Source organism: Microbispora triticiradicis (genome assembly GCF_005864065.1).
In the GTDB taxonomy this organism is placed as follows: domain Bacteria; phylum Actinomycetota; class Actinomycetes; order Streptosporangiales; family Streptosporangiaceae; genus Microbispora; species Microbispora triticiradicis.
This window is the reverse complement of the sequence record NZ_VANP01000008.1, coordinates 1-22522: the sequence shown is the minus strand read 5'-3', so window position 1 is coordinate 22522 and position 22522 is coordinate 1. Positions and strand designations below refer to the sequence as shown.

The window sequence follows — 22522 nt, the reverse complement described above, 5'->3', positions numbered from 1 at the left end:
GTCGCATGAGCATGCGCGATCTCGTGTACAAGCTGTACGAGCGCAGGCTCGAAGGGAAGCTGTCCTCCGCTCGGATTCCCCGGCACGTCGGCGTCATCGTCGACGGCAACCGCAGGTGGGCGCGGGCCATGGGCCTGCGGGACGTCAGCCGGGGCCACCAGAAGGGCGCCGACAAGATCTCCGAGCTGCTCGGGTGGTGCCGGGAGGCCGGGGTCGGCTACGTCACGCTGTGGCTGCTGTCCACCGACAACCTCTCCAGGGACAAGGCCGAGCTGGGGCCGTTGCTCCAGGTCATCGAGAACCTCGTGCAGGATCTCGTGGACCAGGGCTGGCACGTCAACCCGATGGGATCGCTGGATCTTCTGCCCGATCACACGGCTCGTGTCCTCAAACACGCGAAAGAAACCACATCGCATCGCCCCGGCCTGATTGTGAACGTTGCCGTTGGGTATGGAGGAAGGCGTGAGATCGCTGATGCGGTGCGCTCCCTCCTCCAGGAGCACGCCAGCAAGGGCGCGAGCATCGAGGACCTCGTCGAGGTCCTCGACGTGGAGCACATCGCGGAGCATCTCTACACGCGCGGCCTGCCCGACCCCGACCTCGTCATCCGGACCTCGGGAGAGCAGCGACTCTCCGGATTCCTGCTCTGGCAGAGCGCCCACTCCGAGTTCTACTTCTGCGAGGCCTACTGGCCTGACTTCCGCAGAGTCGACTTCCTGCGGGCGCTCCGCTCGTACGCCGCGCGACACCGTCGGTACGGCTCCTGAGACGGTACGTGACCAGCGCCTTTTAACCTGCCTAAACCTATTGGGCTGGGGACTTTCGTTACGTACCGTGGTAGCTGAGCGGCCGTCGAGAGGATCGGCGGTCACCACCTCGGGAGAGGGCCCGTCCTTGCGCGACCACCATGCGGGGAGGGCCGGAGACCCGGTCTGCCTTCGCAGGTCACGGGCCCGGTCCGGTCACCACCAGTCAAGGCAGGGCGCCGGCCTCAGGCGCCCGGGGGAGAACGCGTGGCAGTGTCCTCGAGCAACCCGTCCACATCCCGCACCTACGTTCTGGACACCTCCGTCCTGCTCGCCGACCCGGCGGCGCTGAGCCGCTTCGCCGAGCACGAGGTCGTCGTCCCGATCGTCGTCATCACGGAACTGGAGGCCAAGCGTCACCACCCGGAGCTCGGCTACTTCGCCCGGGAGGCGCTCCGCTTCCTCGATGACCTCAGAGTGCGGCACGGACGGCTGGATGAGCCCATGCCTATCGGCGACGGGACCATCCGGGTCGAGTTGAACCATAGTGATCCATCCTGCCTCCCGGCGGGGTTCCGCCTGGGTGACAACGACACCCGCATCCTGACCGTCGCCCAGAACCTCGCGGCCGAGGGCGCGGACGTGGTGCTGGTGTCGAAGGACCTGCCGATGCGGGTCAAGGCCGCGTCCATCGGCCTCTGCGCGGAGGAGTACCGCGCGGGCATGGTGGTCGAGTCGGGCTGGACCGGCATGGCGGAACTCCAGGTCACCACCGAGGAGATGGACACGCTCTTCGACGCGGGCACGGCCGACATCGACGAGGCACGCGACCTGCCGTGCCACACCGGTCTGCGGCTGCTGTCGAGCCGGGGCTCGGCGCTCGGCCGCGTCATGCCGGACAAGTCGGTACGGCTGGTCCGGGGCGACCGGGAGGTCTTCGGGCTGCACGGCCGGTCCGCCGAGCAGCGGATCGCGCTCGACCTGCTGATGGACCCCGACGTCGGCATCGTCTCGATGGGCGGCCGCGCGGGCACCGGCAAGTCGGCGCTCGCACTGTGCGCGGGCCTGGAGGCGGTGCTGGAGCGCCGCCAGCACCGCAAGATCATCGTCTTCCGTCCCCTGTACGCCGTGGGCGGCCAGGAGCTCGGCTACCTCCCCGGCACGGAGAACGACAAGATGGGCCCCTGGGCCCAGGCGGTCTACGACACGCTGGGCGCGGTGACGACTCCGGAGGTCATCGAGGAGGTCATCGACCGGGGCATGCTGGAGGTCCTGCCGCTGACCCACATCCGCGGCCGTTCCCTCCACGACGCGTTCGTGATCGTGGACGAGGCGCAGTCGCTGGAGCGCGGCGTGCTGCTGACCGTGCTGTCCCGCATCGGGGCCAACTCGCGGGTCGTGCTCACCCACGACATCGCCCAGCGCGACAACCTGCGGGTGGGCCGGCACGACGGCGTGCTCGCGGTGGTGGAGAAGCTGAAGGGCCACCCGCTGTTCGCCCACATCACGCTGACCCGGTCCGAGCGGTCGCCGATCGCGGCCCTGGTGACCGAGATGCTGGAGAACATCACGCTCTGATCCCCGTCAGGGTGGGAGCTGGCCGTCCTCGGGGGCCAGGTCCCAGTACTCCCGGCAGGTGTGGGCCTTCAGCCGCCCGTTCCTGCCGGGAGCCACGTGGGCGATCTCCACGGCCCAGACCTCCGGGCTCAGCCGGGCCGTACAGGTGATCTGGGCCATGGCCGCCCTGGAGATCTTCCATCCGCTGACGAACAGGCGCACGCGCAGGCTCAGCGTGCTGTCCGGGTCGTTGCGGCTGCCCTCGTACGGCGAGTACCTCACGAGCTGCGTCTGGGCCGGCGAAAGCCCGGTCAGCGCGGTGGACAGGCGGTTCGCGGGCCGTCCGCTCGCCTTGAACAACGCGTCGAGGACGTCGTTGACGTGCGCGGACCGCGCCGCGACGCGGGCGGGCCGCAGCTTGCCGTCCCGCAGCAGGTAGATCGTGACGAGGGTCGGGGTGCCGCTGATGGCCGGCGCCGGGCCGGCGTCGACCACCTCGCTCGGCCCGACCCCGCAGGCCGCGGAGGCCGCCAGCAGGGCCGTGATCAGGGTGGTGATCAGGGTCGTGCGCAGGCCCGCCGCCCCGGCCCGCCGTCCCCGGCCGTGTCCGATGCCGGTCATGGCGTGGGGATCCACAGCCGGAAGAGGATGCCGGGCTCGCGGCGCTCGGCCGTGACCGAGCCGTCGTGCAACTCGGCGTTGGCCCTGGCGATGGCCAGGCCGAGGCCGCTGCCCACGCTCCGCGCCCGGTCGGCGCCCGCCTTGTAGAAGCGCTCGAAGACGTGCGGGAGGGCGTGCTCCGGGATGCCCTTCCCGTGGTCGCGCACGGTCACCTCCAAACCCCGCGACGCGTCGGGGCGGACGCGCACCCGGGCGGTGACCACGACCGGCGGCGCGCCGTGGTTGAGCGCGTTGCCGACGAGGTTGGCCACGATCACGTCGAACCTCCGGATGTCCAGCGAGAAGGTGAGGCCGACGGGCACGGTGAGCTTCACCTTGTCGGCCCAGCCCCGCACCTCCAGGCAGTCCGCCAGGGCGTCGCCCACGTCGACGGTCTCCCGGTGGAGCCTGGCGGCGCCCGCGTCCAGCCTGCTGATCTCGATGAGGTGCTCGACCAGCACCCGGAGCCGGCCGATCTCGCGGACGACGATCCGGACGGCCTCCCCGGCGTCGTCCGGCAGGTTCTCGGCGTCCTCCGAGAGCATGTCGGTGACCGCCGTCATCGCCGTCAGCGGGGTGCGCAGCTCGTGGGAGACGTCGGCGACGAACCGGCGCGACATCGACTCCAGCGTCCGCAGCTCGCCGACCGTCTCCTCCAGCGCCGCCGCCGTCTCGTTGAACGTCGCGGTCAGCTCCGCCAGTTCGTCCCTGCCGCGTACGGGCAGCCGGACGTGGAGGTCGCCCGAGCCGAGAGCGCGGGCGGCGGCGCCGAGCCGGCGCACCGGCAGCAGCACGCGCCGGGCCGACAGCAGGGCCAGGGTCAGCGCCAGGACGAGGGTGATCCCCCCGGCCTGCGCGAGGGCCGTCCGCAGGCGGGAGAGGACGGCGTCCTCCTCCGACAGGGGGACGAACACGTACGCCGTCAGGCCGGTCGGCCGCACCACCCCCTGGCCGGTCTCCCGCTGGATCTGCGTGGCCACGATCAGCCACGGCCGGCGCCTGAGGAGCACCCGCTGGTGGACCAGCCGCCCGGCCGCCTGCTCGCGCAGCCGGCGGGGCACGTCGGCGATGGTGAACTCGAAGCCGGGGCTGGTCCGCAGGAGCCGGCCGTACGTCACGATCACGGTGCGCTCCGGCGCCTCCAGCGCGTGCACGACCTGGCCGAGGTCGTCCTCGGTGACGGTGGTGTCGCTCGGCCAGACCACGTCGCTCACTCCGATCGGCAGGGTGGTCCTGGACAGCGTCTCGCGCACGTCAGCGACCGCGCCCCGCTCGGCGCGGTCCAGCAGGCCGCGGCGGACGATCTGGTATCCGAGGCCGGTGACGACGGCGGAGGCGGTGACCGCCACCAGCAGGAAGGTGATCACCAGCCGCCCCCGCAGCCCCGAGGGCAGCCAGGTCATGGCGGACTGAAGCGGTATCCGAAGCCGCGCACGGTGTGGATGTAGACGGGGTCGGCGGGCACCGGTTCGACCTTGGCGCGGATGCGCTGCACGCAGGCGTCGACCAGCCGGGAGTCGGCCACGTGCGTGTGGTCCCAGACGGCGCGCAGGAGATAGCGGCGGGTGAGGACCTGGCCGGGACGGCGGACCAGTTCGAGCAGCAGGCGCAGTTCGGTCGGAGTGAGATGGATCTCCCGGCCGGCCAGGCTCACCTTCAGCGCGCCGCGGTCGATCACCAGGTCGCCGAAGACGAGCCGGTCGGGCGAGGCCGACTCCAGCCGGCGCAGGATGGCCCGGATGCGGGCGTCCAGCACGCGGGGCTCGACCGGCTTGACCACGTAGTCGTCCGCGCCGGCCTCCAGCCCGACCACCACGTCGAGGTCGTCGCCCCGGGCGGTGAGCAGGATGATCGGCAGGGGGTCGAGCCTGCGGATGCGGCGGCACACCTCCACGCCGTCGATGCCCGGCAGCATGACGTCGAGGATCGCGATCTCGGGACGCCGGGTGCGTATGTGGTCGAGCGCCTCCTCGCCCGTGGCGTACGCGGTCACCGCGTGGCCCTGCCGGGTGAGCGCGAGTTCGAGCCCGGTGCGGACCGAAGGGTCGTCTTCGACCAGGAGAATGCCTGCCACCTGGTCATTATGCGACGTACACAATGATTCCCCTATTCGTCCCAATATCGATGCCGGGTTGTCACGAGACGAGGTGTGACCAAAATCACACCGACGGGGAAAGCGCATGTGATCGGTGGTGGGGTCAAGACGTCACCAAACAGGTACCACGTTTCGGTTGCGGACCACCCCCCGGGACAGGGCAAGCTCATTGGCCGTGAGCTCTGGTCAGCAGTTGAAGGATCGCCCCCGCGCCTCCCGGTCCCGACGGGGCGGAAACGGCCGTTCCGGCCCCGGCTGGCTGACACCCAAGCGGATCGCGATCCTCGGCGTCTCGGTGGCCGTGCTCGCCGGGGGGACGTTCTACACGGTTCGTACGGCCGTCGACCACGCCAACGCGCCCGCCAAGCCCCTGGAGCCGGGCGACTTCCTGGCCCTCGACCCCGCTAAGCCCGACCCCGAGGCCGACACGCTGAAGGAGAACGCGGTCCAGGCCCTGCGCAAGGACCGGCTGGAGAAGGCCCGCGACCGCTCGAAGGTCCTCGACCCCGTCGACATCGTGGAGAAGGCCCCCGGCGGGGCCGGCCTGCCGCCCGCGAACTTCCCGCCCGGTTCGACCCCCGACCCCGGCAGCAACAAGGCCCTCGGCAAGCAGATGGCCGAGGCGCGCGGCTGGGGCGGCGAGTGGGGCTGCCTGGAGAAGCTGTGGGACAGGGAGAGCCACTGGAACGAGCGGGCCATGAACCGCTACAGCGGCGCGTACGGCATCCCCCAGTCGCTCCCCGGCAGCAAGATGGCGAGCGCGGGCGCCGACTGGCAGACCAACCCCGCCACCCAGATCAAGTGGGGGCTCGGCTACATCGCCGGCCGCTACAAGACGCCCTGCGGCGCCTGGGCCCACTCCCAGTCCACCGGCTGGTACTGAGCCACCGGACGGCTCCCCGAAACTCTGGTCAGGGTTGGTCGATCCTTCGGCAAGCCCGCGCGTCCGGCGGGGCCCGCGCTGCACCCTTGGCCTCATGGGTGTGAAGGTCAGCGTGGTTATGCCCGTGTCCAACCCCGGGCTCTCGAACGACGACTTCGGTGCCGCAGTGCGTTCGGTGCTGGAGCAGTCGCTGCCGCCGGACGAGTACGAGGTCGTCTTCGCCGACGACGGGTCGACGGACGGGACCCGCAGGCGGCTCGACGCCATCGCCGGGCAGCGCGGCAACGTGCGGGTCCTGCACCTCGACCACACCGGCTCGCCCGCGCGCGGGCGCAACGTCGGCCTGTCCGTGGCCCGCGGCGAGTACGTCTTCCTGCTCGGCCAGTACGACAGGCTGGAGCCGCACGCGCTGGAGCGGATGTACGACCGGGCGGTGGAGACCGACGCCGACGTCCTGATCGGCAGGCTGGCCGACGGCGGACCGCCCCCGGCCGCGTTCGCCCGCGACCGCGACCGGGCGGACGTGCTGCGCGACCACCTCCTCGCGCTGCCCACCGCGCACAAGCTGTTCAGCCGGGAGTTCCTGGAGACCTGTCAGCTCCGCTTCGCCGACCGGCCGCTGTCGGAGCAGGCCTTCGTGACCCGGGCGTACCTCGCCGCGAAGGTGGTCGCGGTGCTGTCCGATGAGATCTGCTGCCATCTCGGCCCGGCCGCGCCGGGCACGGCGGGGGAGGAGCGGCTCGACGCCGAGGCGCTCTTCGACGGGCTGAACGCGGTCTTCGACGTGGTGGACGCCTGCACCGAGCCGGGATCCCAGCGCCGGCGGATCCAGGCCCACTGGTACCGGGCGCTCGGGCTGCGCCGTCTCGCGGGGCCGCGCTTCCTCGCCGCGGAGCCCGACGAGCGGATGGTCCTGTTCTCCTTCCTGCGCCGGTTCACGCTCGACCGGTTTCCCCCGGAGCTCGACGTCCACCTGCCCGCGCACCTGCGCGCCCGTACGGCGCTGCTGCGGCAGGACCGGCTCGACGCGCTGCTCGCCCTCGCCGAGGCGTCGCGGGGCACCGGGATCAGCGCGGAACTGCGCGGGCTCCGCTGGGACCGGGGCGCGCTCCTGCTCGACCTGAGCGTCGAGGTGCTGCGGCCGGGCGGGAGCCCGCTCTGGCTGCGCCAGCGCGGCGACCGGCTGCTGTGGACGCCGCCGGCGGCCCTGGATGGGCTGCTCGACGGGCTCCTCGGCGACGAGGAGGCTGACGTGACCGAGGCGGTGCGCCGGGCACGGGTGGAGGTCTGCGTACGGCACGCGGAGACCGGGGTGACGTACGCCCTGCCGGTCGACTGCTCGGTCGGCCAGGCGACGGTGGGCCAGGCGACGGTGGGCGAGGGCCCGGCGGCGGGTCAGGGCCCGGCAGGTCAGGGCGCGGCGGGTCAGGCGGCGGGCGGCCGGGGGCGGGCGGTCGGTGAGGGGCAGGCGCGGGTCTGGGTGAACGGCCAGGCGCGCCTCGACGTCGGCTCGGCGGCCCTCGGCCGCTCGTTGCCCGCCGGGCTGTGGGAGATCCATGTGCGGCTGCGTGGCCTGCCGGGGGGCCGGGCCCGGATCGTCCGCCCCACGCATCCGATGAGCTGCGCGGGCGCCCTCGCCGGGGAGCCCGGGAGGCTGGTCGTGCCGTGCTGGTCGGAACGCGGCGAGCTGGGCGTGTGCGTGGAGCCGAGGTCGTTCCCCGAGTCGATCGCGCTGGTCTCGTCCCGGGCCACCGTGGCCCGGCAGGAGGGGCACGTCTTCGTCGTCGTGCCCGTGCCGTACGTGCCGCCGAGCGGCGGCCCGCCGGCCGAGCTGGTGCTGCGCGAGCAGGACGGGCGGGGGCGCAGCATGGTCGTGCCCGCGCTGGTCGAGCCGGGGATTCCCGGCCGGGTGGCCGGGCAGCTCGTCGCGCGGGTGCCGGTGAGCCGGCTCGGCGGCGACGACTGCCTCGGCCCCGGCCTCTGGCGGCCCGCCCTGCGGATCGGGCAGAAGGACGTCGACCTGCTGTTCGGGCTGACGATCCGCCGCGGCGGGCAGGCGTCCGTCCTGCCCGCCGGAACCCCGCCGCGGGCGCCCTCGCCGCTGCGCCGCCTCGCCGTACGGGTGCTGCGCGACCGCCGCTGAACGGGCCGGCCGGGGATCAAAAGGGGATCAGCCCCGCAGGTGGGCGAGCAGGGCCGCGCGGAACTCGGCGGGCCGGTCGAGGTGCGGGCCGTGGCCCGCGCCCTCGACGACCACCTCGCGGTAGGCGCCGTAGCGCTCCAGGACGGCCCGCGTCTGGGCGACCATCGGCTGGGCGGGCGTGCCGTCCCAGCCGGGCACGGCCCCGATCGCGCCGAGATGCGCGAGGTCGAACAGCGAGGTGTCCGACACGATCACGTCCTGGTCGCCCCTGATCCACAGGATCGGCGGCTTGGGGTCGATCTCGTGCAGGTCGTCGATCCGGAAGTTCGTCGGCGCGATCGAGTTGAGCACGCCGCGCTTGCCGGGCGCGAGGTTCGGCCAGACGTCGGAGGGCAGGAAGTCGCCGGGGTAGTGGTCGTCGCCCACCCGGGTGGACAGCATCGACTCGACGAACGCGTCCTCCTCCTCGCCGAGGTCGGTGCCGGGCGCGACGTACGTGGCGCGCAGCACCGACCGGGGCGAGAGCGGGGAGCCGTCCGAGCGGTCGCCCTCCCGCAGCAGCCGCACGAACTCGGGGTTGGCCCCGCCGCCGCCCGAGCCCACGCCGTCGGGTGAGTTGAGCGTGCCGTCCACGCCCGTCGTGCCGCCGAAGCCGTACGGCGAGACGGGGTTGACCAGCGTCAGGCTGCGGACCGCCGCCGGCCGGTCGCGCAGGACCTGCATGACCACCCCGCCGCCGAGGCTCCATCCGACGAGGTGCACGGGCCCGAGCCGGTCGAGCAGCGCGAGCACGTCGGCGGAGTAGTCGCGCACGCCCCGGCTCGCGTCCACCGGCTCGGGATCGGAGCCGCCGAACCCCCGCAGGTCCACCGCGTACGGCCGGAACCCCTCGCCGAGCGAGGTCATCGTGGACCGCCAGAACGCGCTGCAGGAGACGTTGCCGTGCACGAACAGCACCGGCTCGCCCGACGTCCCGGGTACGGACAGGACGTTCAGGGTGAGACGGTCCGTGCGGATCCGCTCGGCCGTGACGGGCAGGGTCATGGTGTTGCTCCCAGTGTGCAGGTGTTGTCGAGATCGCCCGTGGCCGGGCGGGGCAGGGTGGCGCTCGGAGGCGGTGTCGTGCCCCTGCCGATCCACGCCTCCAGCGCGGTGAACGCGCTGCGGAAGCAGGGCAGCAGAGGCCGCAGCCGGTCGGGGAAGGCGGGGTAGAGGCTGTCGACGTGGGTGCCGTCCTCGACCCGGTAGTAGCGGAGCAGCCGGTCGCGGTGCCGGTCGGCGATCATCTTGGCGTAGACGTCGGAATCCACGCGGATCGGCAGCAGCGCGTCCAGGGTGCCGTGCACGATGACCAGCGGCTTCTTGATCTTCCCGGTGAGGCTCACCCGCGCCATCGCCTGCTTCACGGCCGCGGGCCGGGAGGCGTAGTCGTAGTCGGTGTCGCAGCCGGGCGTGCCGGAGGCGCAGAACGGCGTGCCCGCCTCGGTGTCGCCGTCGTAGGCGGGGTCGAACTCCTCGCGGAAGACGCGCTGGGTGAAGTCCCAGTAGTACTGGTAGTGGAACGGCCAGAGGAAGTCGGACTCGGGGGCGAAGCCCGCCGCCGCGATCCCGGCGGTGTCGCCCTTCGCGTACGCGCGCAGCGCGGACGGCAGGAACGTCAGCAGGTTGGGGCCTTCGGAGGTGAAGAGCGTGCCCTCCCAGTCGACGCCGCCGTCGAACAGGTCGGGGCGGTTCTCGATCTGCCAGCGGACCAGGTAGCCGCCGTTCGACTGGCCGGCCGCGATCGTCGTGCGGGCCGGCCTGCCGTACCGCTGCCGGACGACGGCCTTCGCGGCGACGGCCAGTTCGCTGACCCTGCGGTTCCACTCGGCCACCGCGTCCCCGGGCCGTACGCCGTCGCGGTAGAACGTCGGGCCGGTGTTGCCCTTGTCGGTCGCGGCGTACGCGTAGCCCTTCGCCAGCGCCCAGTCGGAGATCGTGAAGTCGTTGGCGTAGGTCTCCCGGTTGCCGGGCGACCCGGCGACCACCAGGCCGCCGTTCCACCGCTCGGGCAACCGGATCACGAACTGCGCGTCGTGGTCCCAGCCGTGGTTGGTGTTCCCCTTCGAGGTGTCGGGGAAGTAGCCGTCGATCTGCGTGCCGGGGACGCCGGAGGGGTTGACGGCCCCGGCCGAGTTGAGCCCCGACCAGTCCGCCTGGTCGGTGTGCCCGGAGGCCAGCGTGCCCTTCGTGGTGAGGTCGGCCAGGCAGGCGGTCACCTGCTTCTCCGCGCCCGGCACGGTCACCGCCGGGCACGCCCCGGGCGGCGTGGCCCGGGCGGGAAGGGCGGCGGCCATGAGGGGCAGGGCCGCCGTCAGCGCGGCCAGGCCGGCGAGACGCCCGCGCCGAATCATGTCTTTCCCTCGCATCAGGCCTCTTTCGTGATGACAGCGGCCCGGGCGGCGCCGGAGGCCGGTTCGATCGCCGACAGGTCGCGGTCGCGGGTCTCCCTGGAGGCGACCACCGCGACCACGGTGAGCACCGCCGCCACGACCACGTAGACCGAGACCGGCACGCTCGATCCGTACGCGTCGAGCAGCGCCACCGCGATCAGCGGGGCCACGCCGCCGGCCGCGATCGAGGCGAGCTGGTAGCCGATCGACACGCCCGAGTAACGCATCCTGGTGGCGAACAGCTCCGAGAAGAACGCCGCCTGCGGGCCGTACATCGCGCCGTGCAGCACCAGGCCGACCGTCACGGCCACGGTGATCAACGCGAAGTTCCTGGTGTCGATCAGCGGGAAGAACGCGAAGGCCCACAGGCCCACGCCGACGGCGCCGAGCAGGTAGACCGGCCGGCGGCCGAGCCGGTCGGACAGCGCGCCCCACAGCGGGATCGTGACGAAGTGGATCGCCGAGCCGATCAGCACGGCGTTGAGCACGGTGCCCTTGGGCAGGCCCGCGGTGGTGGTGCCGTACACGAGCACGAACGCGGTGATGATGTAGTAGGAGACGTTCTCGGCCATCCGGGCGCCCATCGCCACCAGCACGTCGCGCCAGTGGTGGCGCAGCACCCCGAGGATGGGCGCGGCGGGCGCGGGCTCCTGACGGGCCAGCGCCTCCTGGAACACCGGCGACTCGGTGACCGTGATCCTGATCCACAGGCCGATCAGCACGAGCACGCCGGACAGCAGGAACGCGACCCGCCAGCCCCAGGCGAGGAACGCGTCGTCCGGCTGCACCGCGGCCAGCAGCGCCAGCACGCCGGTGGCGATCAGGTTGCCACCGGGAGCGCCGGCCTGTGGCCAGGACGCCCAGAAGCCGCGGTTGCGGGGGTCGCCGTGCTCGGAGACCAGCAGCACCGCGCCGCCCCACTCGCCGCCGAGGGCGAAGCCCTGCACCAGGCGGAGGAGGGTCAGCAGCAGGGGCGCGGCCACGCCCAGGGTGGCGTACGTCGGCAGCAGGCCGATCAGGAACGTCGCGCCGCCCATCATGAGCAGGCTGATGACGAGCAGCCGCTTGCGGCCGAGCCGGTCGCCGTAGTGGCCGAAGACCAGCCCGCCGAGGGGCCGGGCGACGAAGCCGACGGCGTAGGTGAGGAACGCCAGCAGCGTGCCGGTCAGTTCGTCCTCGTTGGGGAAGAAGAGCTTGTTGAAGACCAGGGCCGCGGCCGAGCCGTACAGGAAGAAGTCGTACCACTCGATCGTCGTGCCGACCAGGCTGGCCCCGACGACCTTGCCGATCCGGGCAGGTGGGGTGTGTGCCATGGGAACTCCTCCGATGGGGGGTGCCGCCACGGTACGCAGTGACCGGGGTCACTCCTATGGGGCGGTTCCACACACCTCACGCGTCGGGCATGTGGGTCCTGAGCCGGTGCAGCCGCAGGGCGAGCTGGATCTCCAGCGCGTGGTCGGGCTCCTGCCAGTCCACGCCCAGCAGCTGCCCCACCCGGTCGAGCCGCTGGGTGACCGTGTTGACGTGGATGTGCAGCGCCTCGGCCGTGCGCGACAGCGAGCCGCCGGTGCCGAAGTAGGCGGTCAGCGTCGTCACCAGGGCGGTGCCCCGCCGCGCGTCGTAGTCGAGGACCGGCCCGAGCACCCCGGAGAGGAAACCCGCCACCTCACGCCGCTCGCCGACCAGGAGGCCCACGAAGCCCAGCTCCTCGGCGCTCGCGCCGTCGCCCGTACGGCCCAGCGCCACGAGCGCGCCGGCGCAGCGCCGCGCCTCGGCGTAGGCCGCGGCGACCGACGTCACCGGCCCGCCACCGGGCTCACCGGCCTGACCGGCCTGACCCGCATCCTGACCGGCGCCCGGGCCGGCGGCGGGGGCGGCCCCGGCCGTCGCCGGCCGCCCGAGCGAGGCGGTCAGCTCGGCCGCGACGCGCCGGGCCAGCGCGCCCGGCCGGTCGCCGGGCAGCAGCAGCACCACCTCGTCGCCCCGCGCCGCGGCCAGGCCGCGGGCGAGCGTCGCCTGCGACGAGGCCCAGAAGGCGGCCCGCTCCCGCTGCCCGTCGTGCCGGGCCACGACCAGCACGTGCGGCGCGTCGAGGTCGACGCCGAGCCGGCGCGCCCGGTCGCGCAGCCCGCGCAGTTCGGGCCGGGAGACCAGGTCGTCGAGCAGCTCCCCGCGCACCCGCCCCTCGGCCTCGGCCACGCTGCGCCGGAACAGCAGCAGCAGGGCGGTGACGAGCGCGGCGCGCTCCAGGATGCGCTGGTCGGTGTCGGACACCGGCCGGTCCGTCCGCAGCACCAGCGTGCACAGCGGCGCCGCCCCGACGTCGACGGAGGCGACGTACGCGTCGCCGCGCTTGACCGTGCGGCCGAGCGCCCGCGACGACTGGGCGGCGTCGAAGACGCCCGCGTCGAGCTCGCGGGCCTCGCCGACCAGCGGGCGGCCCTCGTCGTCCAGCACGGTCAGGCGTCCGCCCAGCACCTCCGTGACCACCGCGGCGACGTCCTCCACGCCGCCGCCGCGCAGCACCAGGCCGGTCATCCGGTCGTGCGCGTCGGCGGCCCGCTCGATCGCCTGGCTGTGCGCGCTGATCACCGCGTTCGCCCCGCTCAGCTCGGCGAGCGCGGCGCGGGTCTCCTGCAGCAGCCGGGCGGTGTCGATGGCGACGGCCGCGTGCGCCGCCAGCGAGCACAGCAGCGCGACCTCCTCCTGGGCGAACGGCCGGGCGCTGCGGTTGGCCGCGAACAGCACCCCGATCACCTGGGGGCCGAGCCGCAGCGGCACCCCGAGGATCGCGACCAGTCCCTCCTCCTGGACCGCGCCGTCGATGGTCGTCGTGTGCCGGAAGCGCGGGTCGGCGAAGTAGTCGGCCGTGTTGTACGGCGTGCCCGTCTGGGCCACCAGCCCGCCGAGCCCGGCGCCCATCGCCAGACGCAGCCGCCGGAAGTCGGCCGAGATGGACCCGTCGGTCACCCGCATGTAGGTGTCGCCGCGCTCGGGGTCGTTCAGCGTCATGTACGCGATGTCGGTGCCGAGCAACTGCCTGGCCCGGTGGACGATCGCCTCCAGCACGGCGTCGAGGTCGCGCAGCCCGGCCAGGTCGCCAGCGGTGTCGAACAGCGCCGACAGCTCGGCCTCCCGCCGGGCCCGCCGGCGCAGCATCGCCCGCACCTTCAGCGCGGCGACCTTGGCCTGCTCCAGCTCCTCCAGCGTGGCCGCGTCGGCGCCGGCCGCCCGGGCCTGGAGAATCGGGCCCTCGAACTCGAGCGCCGACGCCTCCCGCGCGAGCAGGTCGAGGTACGCGCGTGCGCCCTCCGCGGACGCCGGGGCCGGAGTGGTCAGCGGGCGCTCCATCCGCCGTCGATGGGGATGGACACGCCGGTGACGAACGACCCCGCCGGCCCGCACAGGTAGGCGACCATCTCGGCGACCTCGTCCGGCTCGATCAGCCGCTTGATCGCCGCCGGAGCGAGCATGATCTGCTCCACGACCTCGTCCGGGCCGATCCCGTGCGTACGCGCCTGGTCGGCGATCTGGTTCTCCACCAGTGGCGTGCGCACGTAGGCGGGGTTGACGCAGTTGGAGGTCACCCCGTGGGCCGCCCCTTCGAGGGCGATCACCTTCGACAGGCCCTCCAGCGCGTGCTTGGCCGTCACGTACGCCGCCTTGTACGGCGAGGCCCGCAGGCCGTGGACGGAGGAGATGTTGACGATCCGGCCCCAGCCGCGCTCGTACATGCCCGGCAGCACGGCCCGGGCGAGCAGGAACGGCGCCTCGACCATCACCCGCATGATCGCGCTGAAGATCTCGGGCGGGAACTCCTCGATCGGGGCCACATGCTGGAACCCCGCGTTGTTCACCACGATGTCGGCCCGCAGGCGGGTGTCCGGCGACGGCGGCAGCTGACCCCGCCAGGCCACCAGGAACTCCGGATCGGAGAGGTCGACGGTCACCGGCGTCCCGCCGATCTCGGCGGCCACCTTGCCCGCGGCCTCGGCGTTGACGTCCGCGACGACGACGTGCGCGCCCTCGGCGGCCAGGCGGCGGGCACACGCCCGGCCGATGCCGCTCCCCGCGCCGGTGACCAGGGCCGTACGGCCTTCAAGGCTCATGCTGCCTCACGATAGGAACCACATCGGGCGAGGCACATGGCGGCCGGCGACATAGATCTCCGGCCTCCTATGTGGGCCGGGTCATCGAGAGGACGTCGAGGGCCTCGTCGAGTTGCTGCTCGGTCAGCGCGCCGCTCGCCACGTGGCCACGCTCGATGACGACCTCCCGGATCGTCCGGCGCTCTCTGAGCGCCTGCTTGGCGATCTTCGCGGCCTCCTCGTACCCGACGTACCGGTTGAGCGGGGTGACGATGGACGGCGACGACTCGGCGTACTCGCGGAGGCGGTCCACGTTGGCGGTGATCCCGCTGACGCAGCGGTCGGCGAGCAGCCGGGAGACGTTCGCCAGCAACCGGATCGACTCCAGCACGTTGCGCGCCATCACGGGCAGCATGACGTTCAGCTCGAACGCGCCCGAGGCCCCGGCCATCGTGACGGCCGCGTCGTTGCCCACGACCTGGGCGGCCACCATCGTGACGGCCTCGGGGATCACCGGGTTGACCTTCCCCGGCATGATCGACGATCCCGGCTGGAGGTCGGGGAGATTGATCTCGGCGAGCCCGGCCCGGGGGCCCGACCCCATCCACCTCAGGTCATTGGCGATCTTGTTGAGGGAGACGGCGATCACCTTGAGCACGCCGGACAGCTCGACCAGGCCGTCCCGCGCGCCCTGCGCCTCGAAGTGGTCCCTGGCCTCGGTGAACGGCAGTCCGGTCTCCCGGCTCAGCTCGCCGATCACCGCCTGCGCCCACCCGGGGCCCGGCACGTTCACCCCGGTGCCCACCGCCGTGCCGCCCAGCGGCAGCTCGGCCAGGCGCGGCAGCGCGGCCTGCAGCCGTTCGAGGGCCAGCTCGATCTGGGTGGAGTAGCCACCGAACTCCTGGCCGAGCGTGACCGGCGTCGCGTCCATGAGGTGCGTGCGGCCCGACTTCACCACGTCGGCGAACTCCGCCGCCTTCTCCTCCAGCGCCGTGGCCAGGTGCTCCAGCGCCGGCGTGAGCTCGTGCACCACCGCGTACGCCGCCGCGACGTGGATGGAGGACGGGAAGACGTCGTTCGACGACTGGGCGGCGTTGACGTGGTCGTTCGGGTGGACGGGACGGCCCAGCCGCTCCTGCGCGAGCGTGGCGACGACCTCGTTCATGTTCATGTTGGAGGAGGTGCCCGACCCGGTCTGGAAGACGTCCACGGGGAACTGGTCGTCCCAGCGGCCCTGGGCGACCTCCGCGGCCGCGTCCTGGACGGCCCGCGCCATGTCCTCGTCGATCACGCCGTACTCGGCGTTGACCTTCGCGCAGGCGGCCTTGATGCGGGCCAGCGCCGCGATGTGGGCGGGCTCCAGGCCCCGGCCCGACACGGGGAAGTTCTCCACCGCGCGTTGCGTCTGCGCCCGCCACCTCGCACGGGCGGGCACCCGCACCTCGCCCATGGAGTCGTGCTCGATGCGGAATTCGTCCATGCCTCAGTCCTTCGGCCGCTCGTCGATGCCCTTCCTGCCCGGAACCACGGCCCTCCGAACGTGGTGCCGGGCACAGGGAGGGCTCGACGACAGGGCCGTCTCAGCCGAGGTCAGCGCCGGGCGTACAGCCCTCTGCGGCGCATGATCACGGCGAAGGCGCCGAGGGCGAGGACCGCCACCAGGACGATGACCCCGATCTTGAGCAGGGAGTCCGAGGAGTCACCGCTGTCCGCCACGGCCGCCCTGTCGCGGGTGAGCGCCTCGGCCGCGGCCATCGGCGAGGCCGCGAGGTCCTTCGCCGTCACCTTCGTCGTCGCGCGTGCCTTGGAAGGCTTGGTCGCGGTGACGGTGACGCTCCACTCGCCGTTTGGCAGCGGCTCCGCGGGCTGGTAGACGTTCTGGCCCTCGGACGCGGACCTGAGCTCCACGGGCCCGAAGGAACGGCCGTCGGCCGACGTGGCGGTCAGCGTCGCCTCGACGACCTCCTCGACGGGCTGGCCGTTCTTCTTCCAGGTGGCCAGCACGTTGACGTTGTGGCCGCCGTCACCGATCACCTCCAGCTTGATCGGTCCGTTGTCGGCGGCGGCCGCCGATGCGCCGAGCACCAGCACGAGCCCGGCCAGCAGCAGGGTCACGGCGTGGCGCAGTGTCTTGTTCACGAGTGGTGCTGCCCTTCAGGTTGTCTCAGGGGTCGTCTCGAAGTCGTTTCGGGTCGTGGTCTGGTTGGGGTTGGGGTTGGGGAGAGGTCGTGGACGCGCCGGGCGCTCACGCCTTGAGCGGCGTGCCGTTGAGGAGGAGCAGCTTCTGGATGCGCCTGCGGCGCAGGACAGCCGATATCCGGACGGCGAGCACGACAAGGAGGAGGAAGACGAGGAGGGCGAGCTGCGGCCACGGCAGCGCCCACAGCGAGGTGCCGCTCGCCACCCGTTCGGCGGTGATGCCCGGGAGCGGCTTACCCGCGGGAGCGGGGATCGCCATGATCGTCGTGTCGATCGATCCCATCGGCCAGGCGCCGGTCACCCGTGCGCTGAAGGTGCGGCTGCCGCCCGGCATGATCTCCCTGGCCTTGGCCTCGGACTTGTCGTCCCAGCTGCTCTCGCCCACGAGCGTGGACGTCAGGACCCGGGCGTCCGGTGCCAGCCGGACGTTGCCGACGTTGGCGAGGGTGTAGCTCACGTCGACCGTACCCGGGGAGAAGGGGTTCCACGACCAGTGGTAGTCGGCCCGCAGATCGGTCACGGCGACCTTGGCCACGTAGTTGCCGGTCACCCGGATGTTCAGCCGGACGCCCACCCGGTTCTGGACCCGCACCTGGCCGGAGATGGTGTCGATGGACGCGGTGACCCCCGCGGGGTGGTCTCCCGGCGTCGCGTTCTGGGGAATCGAGACCTTGACGGGCACGACGGCGGTGGCTCCGCCCTCGATGGTCACCTTGTCGGGGATCTCGATCCACGAACCGCCGTCGGTCGGCTTGGCGTCCGACGGCCGCATGTCGAAGTAGCCCTTGGCGGTCAGATAACCGTCGTTGGCGTCGATGGCGAAGTCGACCGGCTGGGTGGAGCGGTTGATGACCGCGATGTGCTCGGTCACCTGCTGTCCGCCGGCGAGGTCGATGTCGATGACGCTGCGGCCGTCGGGGCCTTTGGCGTCGGCCGGCACGACCGACCAGGTGGTGTCGGCGCTCGCCGGGGTGGCGAATCCCACCAGGGCGACCAAGACGGTCGCGCCGACAGCGTGAAGCACGGCCAGGAGGGCGATGGCGCCCCGCGAACGGCTCTTGGTCACAGAGGTGTCTCCTGTCTCAATGCGGACGTCCGGAACGTTGAGTCAGACTCGCACACGTTCCGGACGTTTGCACTGGGGCGGTCCGTTCCTGCCTCCGGTCGGGATGTTCCCGGATGGGTCAGGACTGGTTGAAGAGGGAGAGGGTGAGGGTGGAGTGGTATTCGCCGGCGGCGACGTCGACGGGGGTGCGCAGGGCGAGGTCGGCGTTGACCTTCGAGGTGCCGATCTCGGTGGCGGAGTCGGCGGTGGAGACGAGGAGTTCCTGGCCCTTGAGACCGACGGTGGGGGCGCCGGAGCCGTCGGACACGACGGAGGAGACGGGCTCGCCGGCGGCGACGGCGCCGGTGGTGGTGTCGGACAGCAGGCGGGGCTTCCAGCCGAGGTATTCGGGGCCGATGGGGGCGATGCCGGTGCCGGTGGCGGTGAAGGCGCTGGCCTGGCCGACGACGGCCCAGAATTCGCCGTCGGGGATCTCGGCGGGCGTGCGGGTGTCGGTGACGGTGACGGTGGGCAGGGTGCCGACGAACTGGCGGGCGGCGGCGTCGGAGCCGTTCTCCTGGAGGGAGACGCCGTTGTTGTCGGCGACGGTCATGGAGATCTGGCCGGGGGTGGTGGTGGGGGTGATGGTGACCGAGACGTCGATGCCGGCGCCGGGGTCGTCGGCGAGGGCGGGGGAGACGCCGATGCCGGTGAGGGTGAGACCGAGCACGGAGGCGGCCAGTATCTGGGTGGTGCGGGTCATTCGCATGGGGTGATCACTCCGATTTATGAGGGGGCGGGGCCGGCCGGCTGTTCGGCCGGCCGGCCCCGGTTGTGCTGTGGCGGTGGGTCAGCGCGTGCGCGTCGTCACCGCCCTTGCGGTCAGCTGCAGCTGGCCGCGGCGTAGGCCGCGTCGTAGGACGTGGTGACCTGCTTGCCGCCGATGGTGGCGGTGCCGGTCACGGTGGCCTTGCCGGCGGCGACCTGGGCGGTCCGGGTGTTGAAGGACTGGTAGGCCTGCTTGCCCGGGGCCACGTCGGTCACGGTCTTGTTGCCGAACGCGGTGTTCAGCACGATCGTGGCCGGCACGTCGCCGTCGTTGACGGCCGTGACCGCCAGGTAGGCGGTGGTGCCGATGCAGCGGGTGGCCGCGGTGACGGTCAGCTTGACCTTCGGCGTGGCGATCGTCAGCTTGAGCGACTTGGTCGCCTCGACGTTGCCGGCCTTGTCGGTCGAGCGGTAGGTCACCTCGTGCTGGCCGTCGCCGGAGACGGTGACCGGGGCGGTGTAGGCCGTCCAGGCGCCGCTGTCCAGCGCGTACTCGGTCTTGGCGACGCCGCTGCCGCCGGTCTCGTCGACCGCCTTCAGCGTGACCGTGACCGGACCGGTGAACGAGCCGTTGTCCGGCTGCGCCGGGTCGGTCGTCGCGGTGGTCACCGGAGCGGTCTTGTCCTCGCTACCCGCCTTGACCAGCTTGAAGTAGTCGAACTTGACCGTCTTGGACGCGCCCTGGTTGGTGCCGATGGTGTAGACGCCGACCTTCGACGCGTTCGCCACGGCGCTGTTCTTCACCACGGCGACCGCGCCGCTCGTGGTGAGGTCGGTCCAGGTGGTGCCGTTCGAGGAGTAGGCGCCGGTGAAGCTGTCGCCCACCTTCTTCAGGCGCAGCCAGTACGGCCCGGCGGTGAGGTTGTTCACCTGCGGCTGCGGGTTCTGCACGGTGCCGCCGACCTCGCTGCGCAGCTCGATCGTCCGCGCCACAGTCGACCCTGCGGCGTTGGTGGTGAGGAAGTCGAACTTCACGTAGTTGTCGTCGTCGCCGTAGACGATCAGGCCGCCCTGCTGGTACTGCTCGCTGAGAGCGGAACCGTCGACCTTGGTCTCCAGCGTCCAGTCACCGCTCGGCGCCGTCTGCAGGATGAAGTTCTTCGGGCCGCTGTTGGTGGTCCCGTAGATGTCACCCGTCGTGGTGTCGAGCTCCAGGTTGCCACCGGTCACCCGAGCGGCCGTCGCGTCGTAACGCACGTTGGCGCTCCAGCGGCAGGTGTCCAGCGTGGTGCCGTTGAACTCGTCGTCCGGCGCCGGCGGGCCCGCCTTGTCGTCGGGAGTGATCTGGAACCAGTCGAAGGCCGCGTCCACCACCGGGTGGTTGGCCCCGGCCAGCGAGATCAGGCCGATCTTCGGGTTGGAGATCCCGGCGAGCGGCTTGGTCTCCGACATCGCCGTGAAGTTGGTGCCGTCCGAGGAGTAGTGCGCGGTGATGTTGGTGCCGTCGCTTACGAACCGCACGTACACCGTGTCGGGGTAGGCGTCCCCGAGCTGGGCCGTGTTGCTCGCCGTCACCTCGTTCGGTGCGCCCTTGTCTTCCCGGATGAACTGGAAGACGCGGTTGGCGTGGTTCGACCCGTTGGTCGACCGGCCCTGCAGCACCATCTTGGCGTAGTTGTCGTCGTCACCGTAGATGACCAGGCCGGCCTGCTGGTAGGCGTCCTGCGCCTTCAGCGTGAGCTTGGCGGTGGCCGTCCAGGCGCCCGCCGGAGCCGGCTGCACGACGATGTTCGGCGTGTTGTTGGTCGTCTGGTAGATGTCGGTCGTCGAGGTCGGGATGATCAGGCTGCCGTCGGCGACCCGCAGGTCCTGGTTCTCCCGGATGACCGACCAGCGGTCATGGTCGAGCTGGGTGCCCAGGAAGTCGTCCGAGCGGCCGCTGAGGCACACCGTGGCCGGCGTGTTCACCTTGACCTGCACCTGAGCGCTGCCGACGGCGCCCTTGGCGTCGGTCACCGTCACCGTGGCGGTGTAGGTGCCCGGCGCGGTGTAGGTGTAGCTCGCGTTGGCCGTGGTCGGCTGCGGCGCGCCGTTCACCCCGAAGTTCCACTTGTAGGTGAGCGCGTCGCCTTCGGGGTCGCTGGCGGTGGTGGTGAAGTCGACCTTCAGCGGGGCGACGCCCGTGGTCGCGTTCGCGGCCACCGACACCGTCGGGCGCTGGTTCTCCGTGACGCCCTTGCCGACGAAGTCGACCCAGTTGACGTTGATCAGGAACGAGTTGTCCGCCACGCTCGCCGGCTTGCGCACGACGAAGTACAGCGGGCCGCTGGTCGTCGGCGGGTTGGTCAGGTTGACCGTGACGTCCTGGAACGTCTGCCAGCCGCCGGTGCCGGGCACGTTGGCGGTGCCGACCAGCGTCCCGGTCTCGGGGTTGCCCTGCCGGATCTCGACGGTCCCACCGGAGGCGTTCGACGCGGCCCGCAGCCGGATCGCGTTGATGTTCCCCAGGTTCACCGGGTCGAACGACCACCAGTCGCCGTCCTGGATGTTGCCGATGTCGCTGGAGCCACCGGCGGTGTCGCTGGTGGTCTCGATCGCGACACCTGCGGTGTCGGTGCCCTTGCCGCCCGCGACCCGGCCGGTCTGGCTGAAGTGCTCGGCCTGCTTGCGCTTGGGCTGCAGGACGACCGAACCCTGTCCGGTGAGCGGCTTGGCCGCCCCGGCGCCCTTGTCGGTGTAGGTGGCCGCGAGCGCGTAGTAGAGGTTGTCGTAGGTGCCGTGACCGCTGTCGGTGAGGGTCTGGATGACACCCTCACAACCATTGTGCTGGTCGAGGGGGTGACCATGGCTGTCGTGCCCGAGGAACGCCTGGACCTGGACCTTGTCGCAGTCGATCGTGCCGTCCTCGGGGTCCGTGACGACGACCTTGTACTTCACCTGGTCGCCGAACTCGAAGAACCCTCCGTCAGGCGGCGGCACCAGGGTGACCGTCGGGCGGGTGTTGCCGGCGACGATCGGCACGCTGGCCGTCGCGGTCACATTGTCGGTGTTCTTGATGGTCAGGACCGCGTTGTAGTTGCCGGCGGTGGTGTAGGTGTGCGCGGGGTTGGGGTCGGTCGAGTCGACGGTGCCGTCGGCGTCGAAGTCCCAGGCGTAGGTGATCGCCTTGCCGTCGGGGTCCCGCGACCCCTCGCTGGAGAACTTCACGGCCAGCGGCGCCGGGCCGTCGGTCTTGTCGGCGGCGGCGCGGGCGACCGGCGGGCGGACGCCCTTGATGTAGTCGACGCGGTAGACGCCGGAGTCGGTGTTGTTGCCGTTGAAACCGGAGCCCCACTCGATCAGGTAGAGGGCGCCGTCGGGGCCGAACTTCATGTCCATGGGCTTGATGAAGCTCAGGGTCTGAAGGATCCGGTTCATCTCGACGAGCTTGGTGGCGTCCTCGTTGAGCTGGAACGACCACATGGCGTTGTTGTTCCACTCACCGAAGATGGCCTTGCCGTCCCAGTACGCCGGCCACTTGTTCGTCGCCGTGATGTCGGCGTTGTAGCGGTAGACCGGGCCGCCCATCGGGGCGCCGCCGCTCAACTCGGGGAAGTTGTTGGGGTCGGAGGCGTAGTGGTACCAGACCGTCGCCGGGATCACCGGCGGCAGGTTGGTCAGGCCGGTGTTGTTCGGCGAGTCGTTGACCGGAGCCGCGCAGTTGAACGCCGAACCCGACTGCTTCGTCGCGAAGTTGTAGTCGATGTAGGGCGAGTTGTTGCCGATGCAGTACGGCCAGCCGTAGTTGCCCGGCTTGGAGATGAGGTTCCACTCCACCGTGTTCTGCGGGCCACGCGTGGCACTGGCGGAGTTGGAGTCGGGGCCGTACTCACCCAGCATCACGTTGCCGGTCTTGGGGTCGATCCC

At 71.7% G+C, this 22522-nt stretch carries 17 protein-coding genes; 4 read left to right on the top strand and 13 right to left on the bottom strand.

The annotated features are described in order from the left end of the window. Positions 1–5 precede the first annotated feature (5 nt). Entirely contained in the window at positions 6–767 is a 762-nt protein-coding gene (locus tag FED44_RS20960; RefSeq protein WP_117409274.1) for an isoprenyl transferase, read from the top strand. 246 nt (positions 768–1013) lie between these two features. Then, positions 1014–2324 carry a PhoH family protein gene (locus FED44_RS20955; protein ID WP_182877657.1) on the top strand — a complete coding sequence of 437 codons (1311 nt, stop codon included), beginning with the start codon at positions 1014–1016 and terminating at the stop codon, positions 2322–2324. A gap of 6 nt (positions 2325–2330) precedes the next feature. Here FED44_RS20955 and FED44_RS20950 read toward each other — a convergent pair whose 3' ends face one another. The 3 genes from FED44_RS20950 to FED44_RS20940 are packed head-to-tail and all read right to left on the bottom strand — an operon-like array spanning position 2331 to position 5037. Beyond that, the gene (locus tag FED44_RS20950) at positions 2331–2924 is read right to left on the bottom strand and encodes a hypothetical protein (RefSeq protein ID WP_138461781.1); all 594 of its coding nucleotides are present in this window, start codon (positions 2922–2924) and stop codon (positions 2331–2333) included. Then, positions 2921–4366 (bottom strand): sensor histidine kinase, encoded by a 1446-nt coding sequence (locus FED44_RS20945; protein WP_138461780.1) that lies wholly within the window; start codon positions 4364–4366, stop codon positions 2921–2923. The genes FED44_RS20950 and FED44_RS20945 overlap by 4 nt, the downstream gene beginning before the upstream one ends. Further along, positions 4363–5037: a response regulator transcription factor gene (locus tag FED44_RS20940; protein ID WP_117409270.1), complete on the bottom strand. Its 675-nt coding sequence runs from the start codon at positions 5035–5037 to the stop codon at positions 4363–4365. Before FED44_RS20940 ends, FED44_RS20945 begins: the two co-directional genes overlap by 4 nt. A gap of 214 nt (positions 5038–5251) precedes the next feature. On the opposite strand from FED44_RS20940, the gene FED44_RS36530 reads away from it, so the two are divergent. Continuing rightward, positions 5252–5941 carry an aggregation-promoting factor C-terminal-like domain-containing protein gene (locus FED44_RS36530; RefSeq protein WP_225311981.1) on the top strand — a complete coding sequence of 230 codons (690 nt, stop codon included), beginning with the start codon at positions 5252–5254 and terminating at the stop codon, positions 5939–5941. A gap of 94 nt (positions 5942–6035) precedes the next feature. Then, entirely contained in the window at positions 6036–8084 is a 2049-nt protein-coding gene (locus FED44_RS37505; protein WP_138461779.1) for a glycosyltransferase family 2 protein, read from the top strand. Positions 8085–8111: 27 nt separating this feature from the next. Here FED44_RS37505 and FED44_RS20925 read toward each other — a convergent pair whose 3' ends face one another. The 10 genes from FED44_RS20925 to FED44_RS20880 form a co-directional block, all read right to left on the bottom strand. Beyond that, entirely contained in the window at positions 8112–9128 is a 1017-nt protein-coding gene (locus tag FED44_RS20925; protein WP_138461778.1) for an alpha/beta fold hydrolase, read from the bottom strand. Continuing rightward, on the bottom strand, positions 9125–10477 hold the full coding sequence (locus FED44_RS20920) for a 3-hydroxybutyrate oligomer hydrolase family protein (protein WP_138461777.1): 1353 nt from the start codon (positions 10475–10477) through the stop codon (positions 9125–9127). Before FED44_RS20920 ends, FED44_RS20925 begins: the two co-directional genes overlap by 4 nt. 14 nt (positions 10478–10491) lie before the next feature. Further along, a complete protein-coding gene (locus tag FED44_RS20915; protein ID WP_138461776.1) occupies positions 10492–11829 on the bottom strand; it encodes an MFS transporter in 1338 nt (445 codons plus the stop codon). Positions 11830–11905: 76 nt separating this feature from the next. Next, complete coding sequence (locus FED44_RS20910) at positions 11906–13867, bottom strand: helix-turn-helix domain-containing protein (protein WP_138461775.1); 1962 nt, start codon at positions 13865–13867, stop codon at positions 11906–11908. Then, complete coding sequence (locus FED44_RS20905) at positions 13852–14625, bottom strand: 3-hydroxybutyrate dehydrogenase (protein ID WP_117410243.1); 774 nt, start codon at positions 14623–14625, stop codon at positions 13852–13854. Before FED44_RS20905 ends, FED44_RS20910 begins: the two co-directional genes overlap by 16 nt. A 67-nt stretch (positions 14626–14692) precedes the next feature. Continuing rightward, positions 14693–16084 (bottom strand): class II fumarate hydratase, encoded by a 1392-nt coding sequence (locus tag FED44_RS20900; protein ID WP_138461774.1) that lies wholly within the window; start codon positions 16082–16084, stop codon positions 14693–14695. A gap of 110 nt (positions 16085–16194) precedes the next feature. After that, positions 16195–16743: a hypothetical protein gene (locus tag FED44_RS20895; RefSeq protein ID WP_138461773.1), complete on the bottom strand. Its 549-nt coding sequence runs from the start codon at positions 16741–16743 to the stop codon at positions 16195–16197. A gap of 106 nt (positions 16744–16849) precedes the next feature. Next, on the bottom strand, positions 16850–17869 hold the full coding sequence (locus tag FED44_RS20890) for a COG1470 family protein (RefSeq protein WP_167521546.1): 1020 nt from the start codon (positions 17867–17869) through the stop codon (positions 16850–16852). 118 nt (positions 17870–17987) lie between these two features. Continuing rightward, the gene (locus tag FED44_RS20885; protein WP_208759105.1) at positions 17988–18617 is read right to left on the bottom strand and encodes a hypothetical protein; all 630 of its coding nucleotides are present in this window, start codon (positions 18615–18617) and stop codon (positions 17988–17990) included. 113 nt (positions 18618–18730) lie between these two features. Next, the coding region (locus FED44_RS20880) for a PKD domain-containing protein (RefSeq protein ID WP_138461771.1) at positions 18731–22522 on the bottom strand (3792 nt) is incomplete at its 5' end.

Bases quoted from the DNA above. Each gene is read 5' to 3' on its own strand.
- FED44_RS20945 (WP_138461780.1), bottom strand. From the start codon at position 4,366: ATGACCTGGCTGCCCTCGGGGCTGCGGGGGCGGCTGGTGATCACCTTC.
- FED44_RS20910 (WP_138461775.1), bottom strand. From the start codon at position 13,867: ATGGAGCGCCCGCTGACCACTCCGGCCCCGGCGTCCGCGGAGGGCGCA.
- FED44_RS20950 (WP_138461781.1), bottom strand. From the start codon at position 2,924: ATGACCGGCATCGGACACGGCCGGGGACGGCGGGCCGGGGCGGCGGGC.
- FED44_RS20920 (WP_138461777.1), bottom strand. From the start codon at position 10,477: ATGATTCGGCGCGGGCGTCTCGCCGGCCTGGCCGCGCTGACGGCGGCC.
- FED44_RS20925 (WP_138461778.1), bottom strand. From the start codon at position 9,128: ATGACCCTGCCCGTCACGGCCGAGCGGATCCGCACGGACCGTCTCACC.
- FED44_RS20960 (WP_117409274.1), top strand. From the start codon at position 6: ATGAGCATGCGCGATCTCGTGTACAAGCTGTACGAGCGCAGGCTCGAA.
- FED44_RS37505 (WP_138461779.1), top strand. From the start codon at position 6,036: ATGGGTGTGAAGGTCAGCGTGGTTATGCCCGTGTCCAACCCCGGGCTC.
- FED44_RS20900 (WP_138461774.1), bottom strand. From the start codon at position 16,084: ATGGACGAATTCCGCATCGAGCACGACTCCATGGGCGAGGTGCGGGTG.
- FED44_RS20905 (WP_117410243.1), bottom strand. From the start codon at position 14,625: ATGAGCCTTGAAGGCCGTACGGCCCTGGTCACCGGCGCGGGGAGCGGC.
- FED44_RS20915 (WP_138461776.1), bottom strand. From the start codon at position 11,829: ATGGCACACACCCCACCTGCCCGGATCGGCAAGGTCGTCGGGGCCAGC.
- FED44_RS20885 (WP_208759105.1), bottom strand. From the start codon at position 18,617: ATGCGAATGACCCGCACCACCCAGATACTGGCCGCCTCCGTGCTCGGT.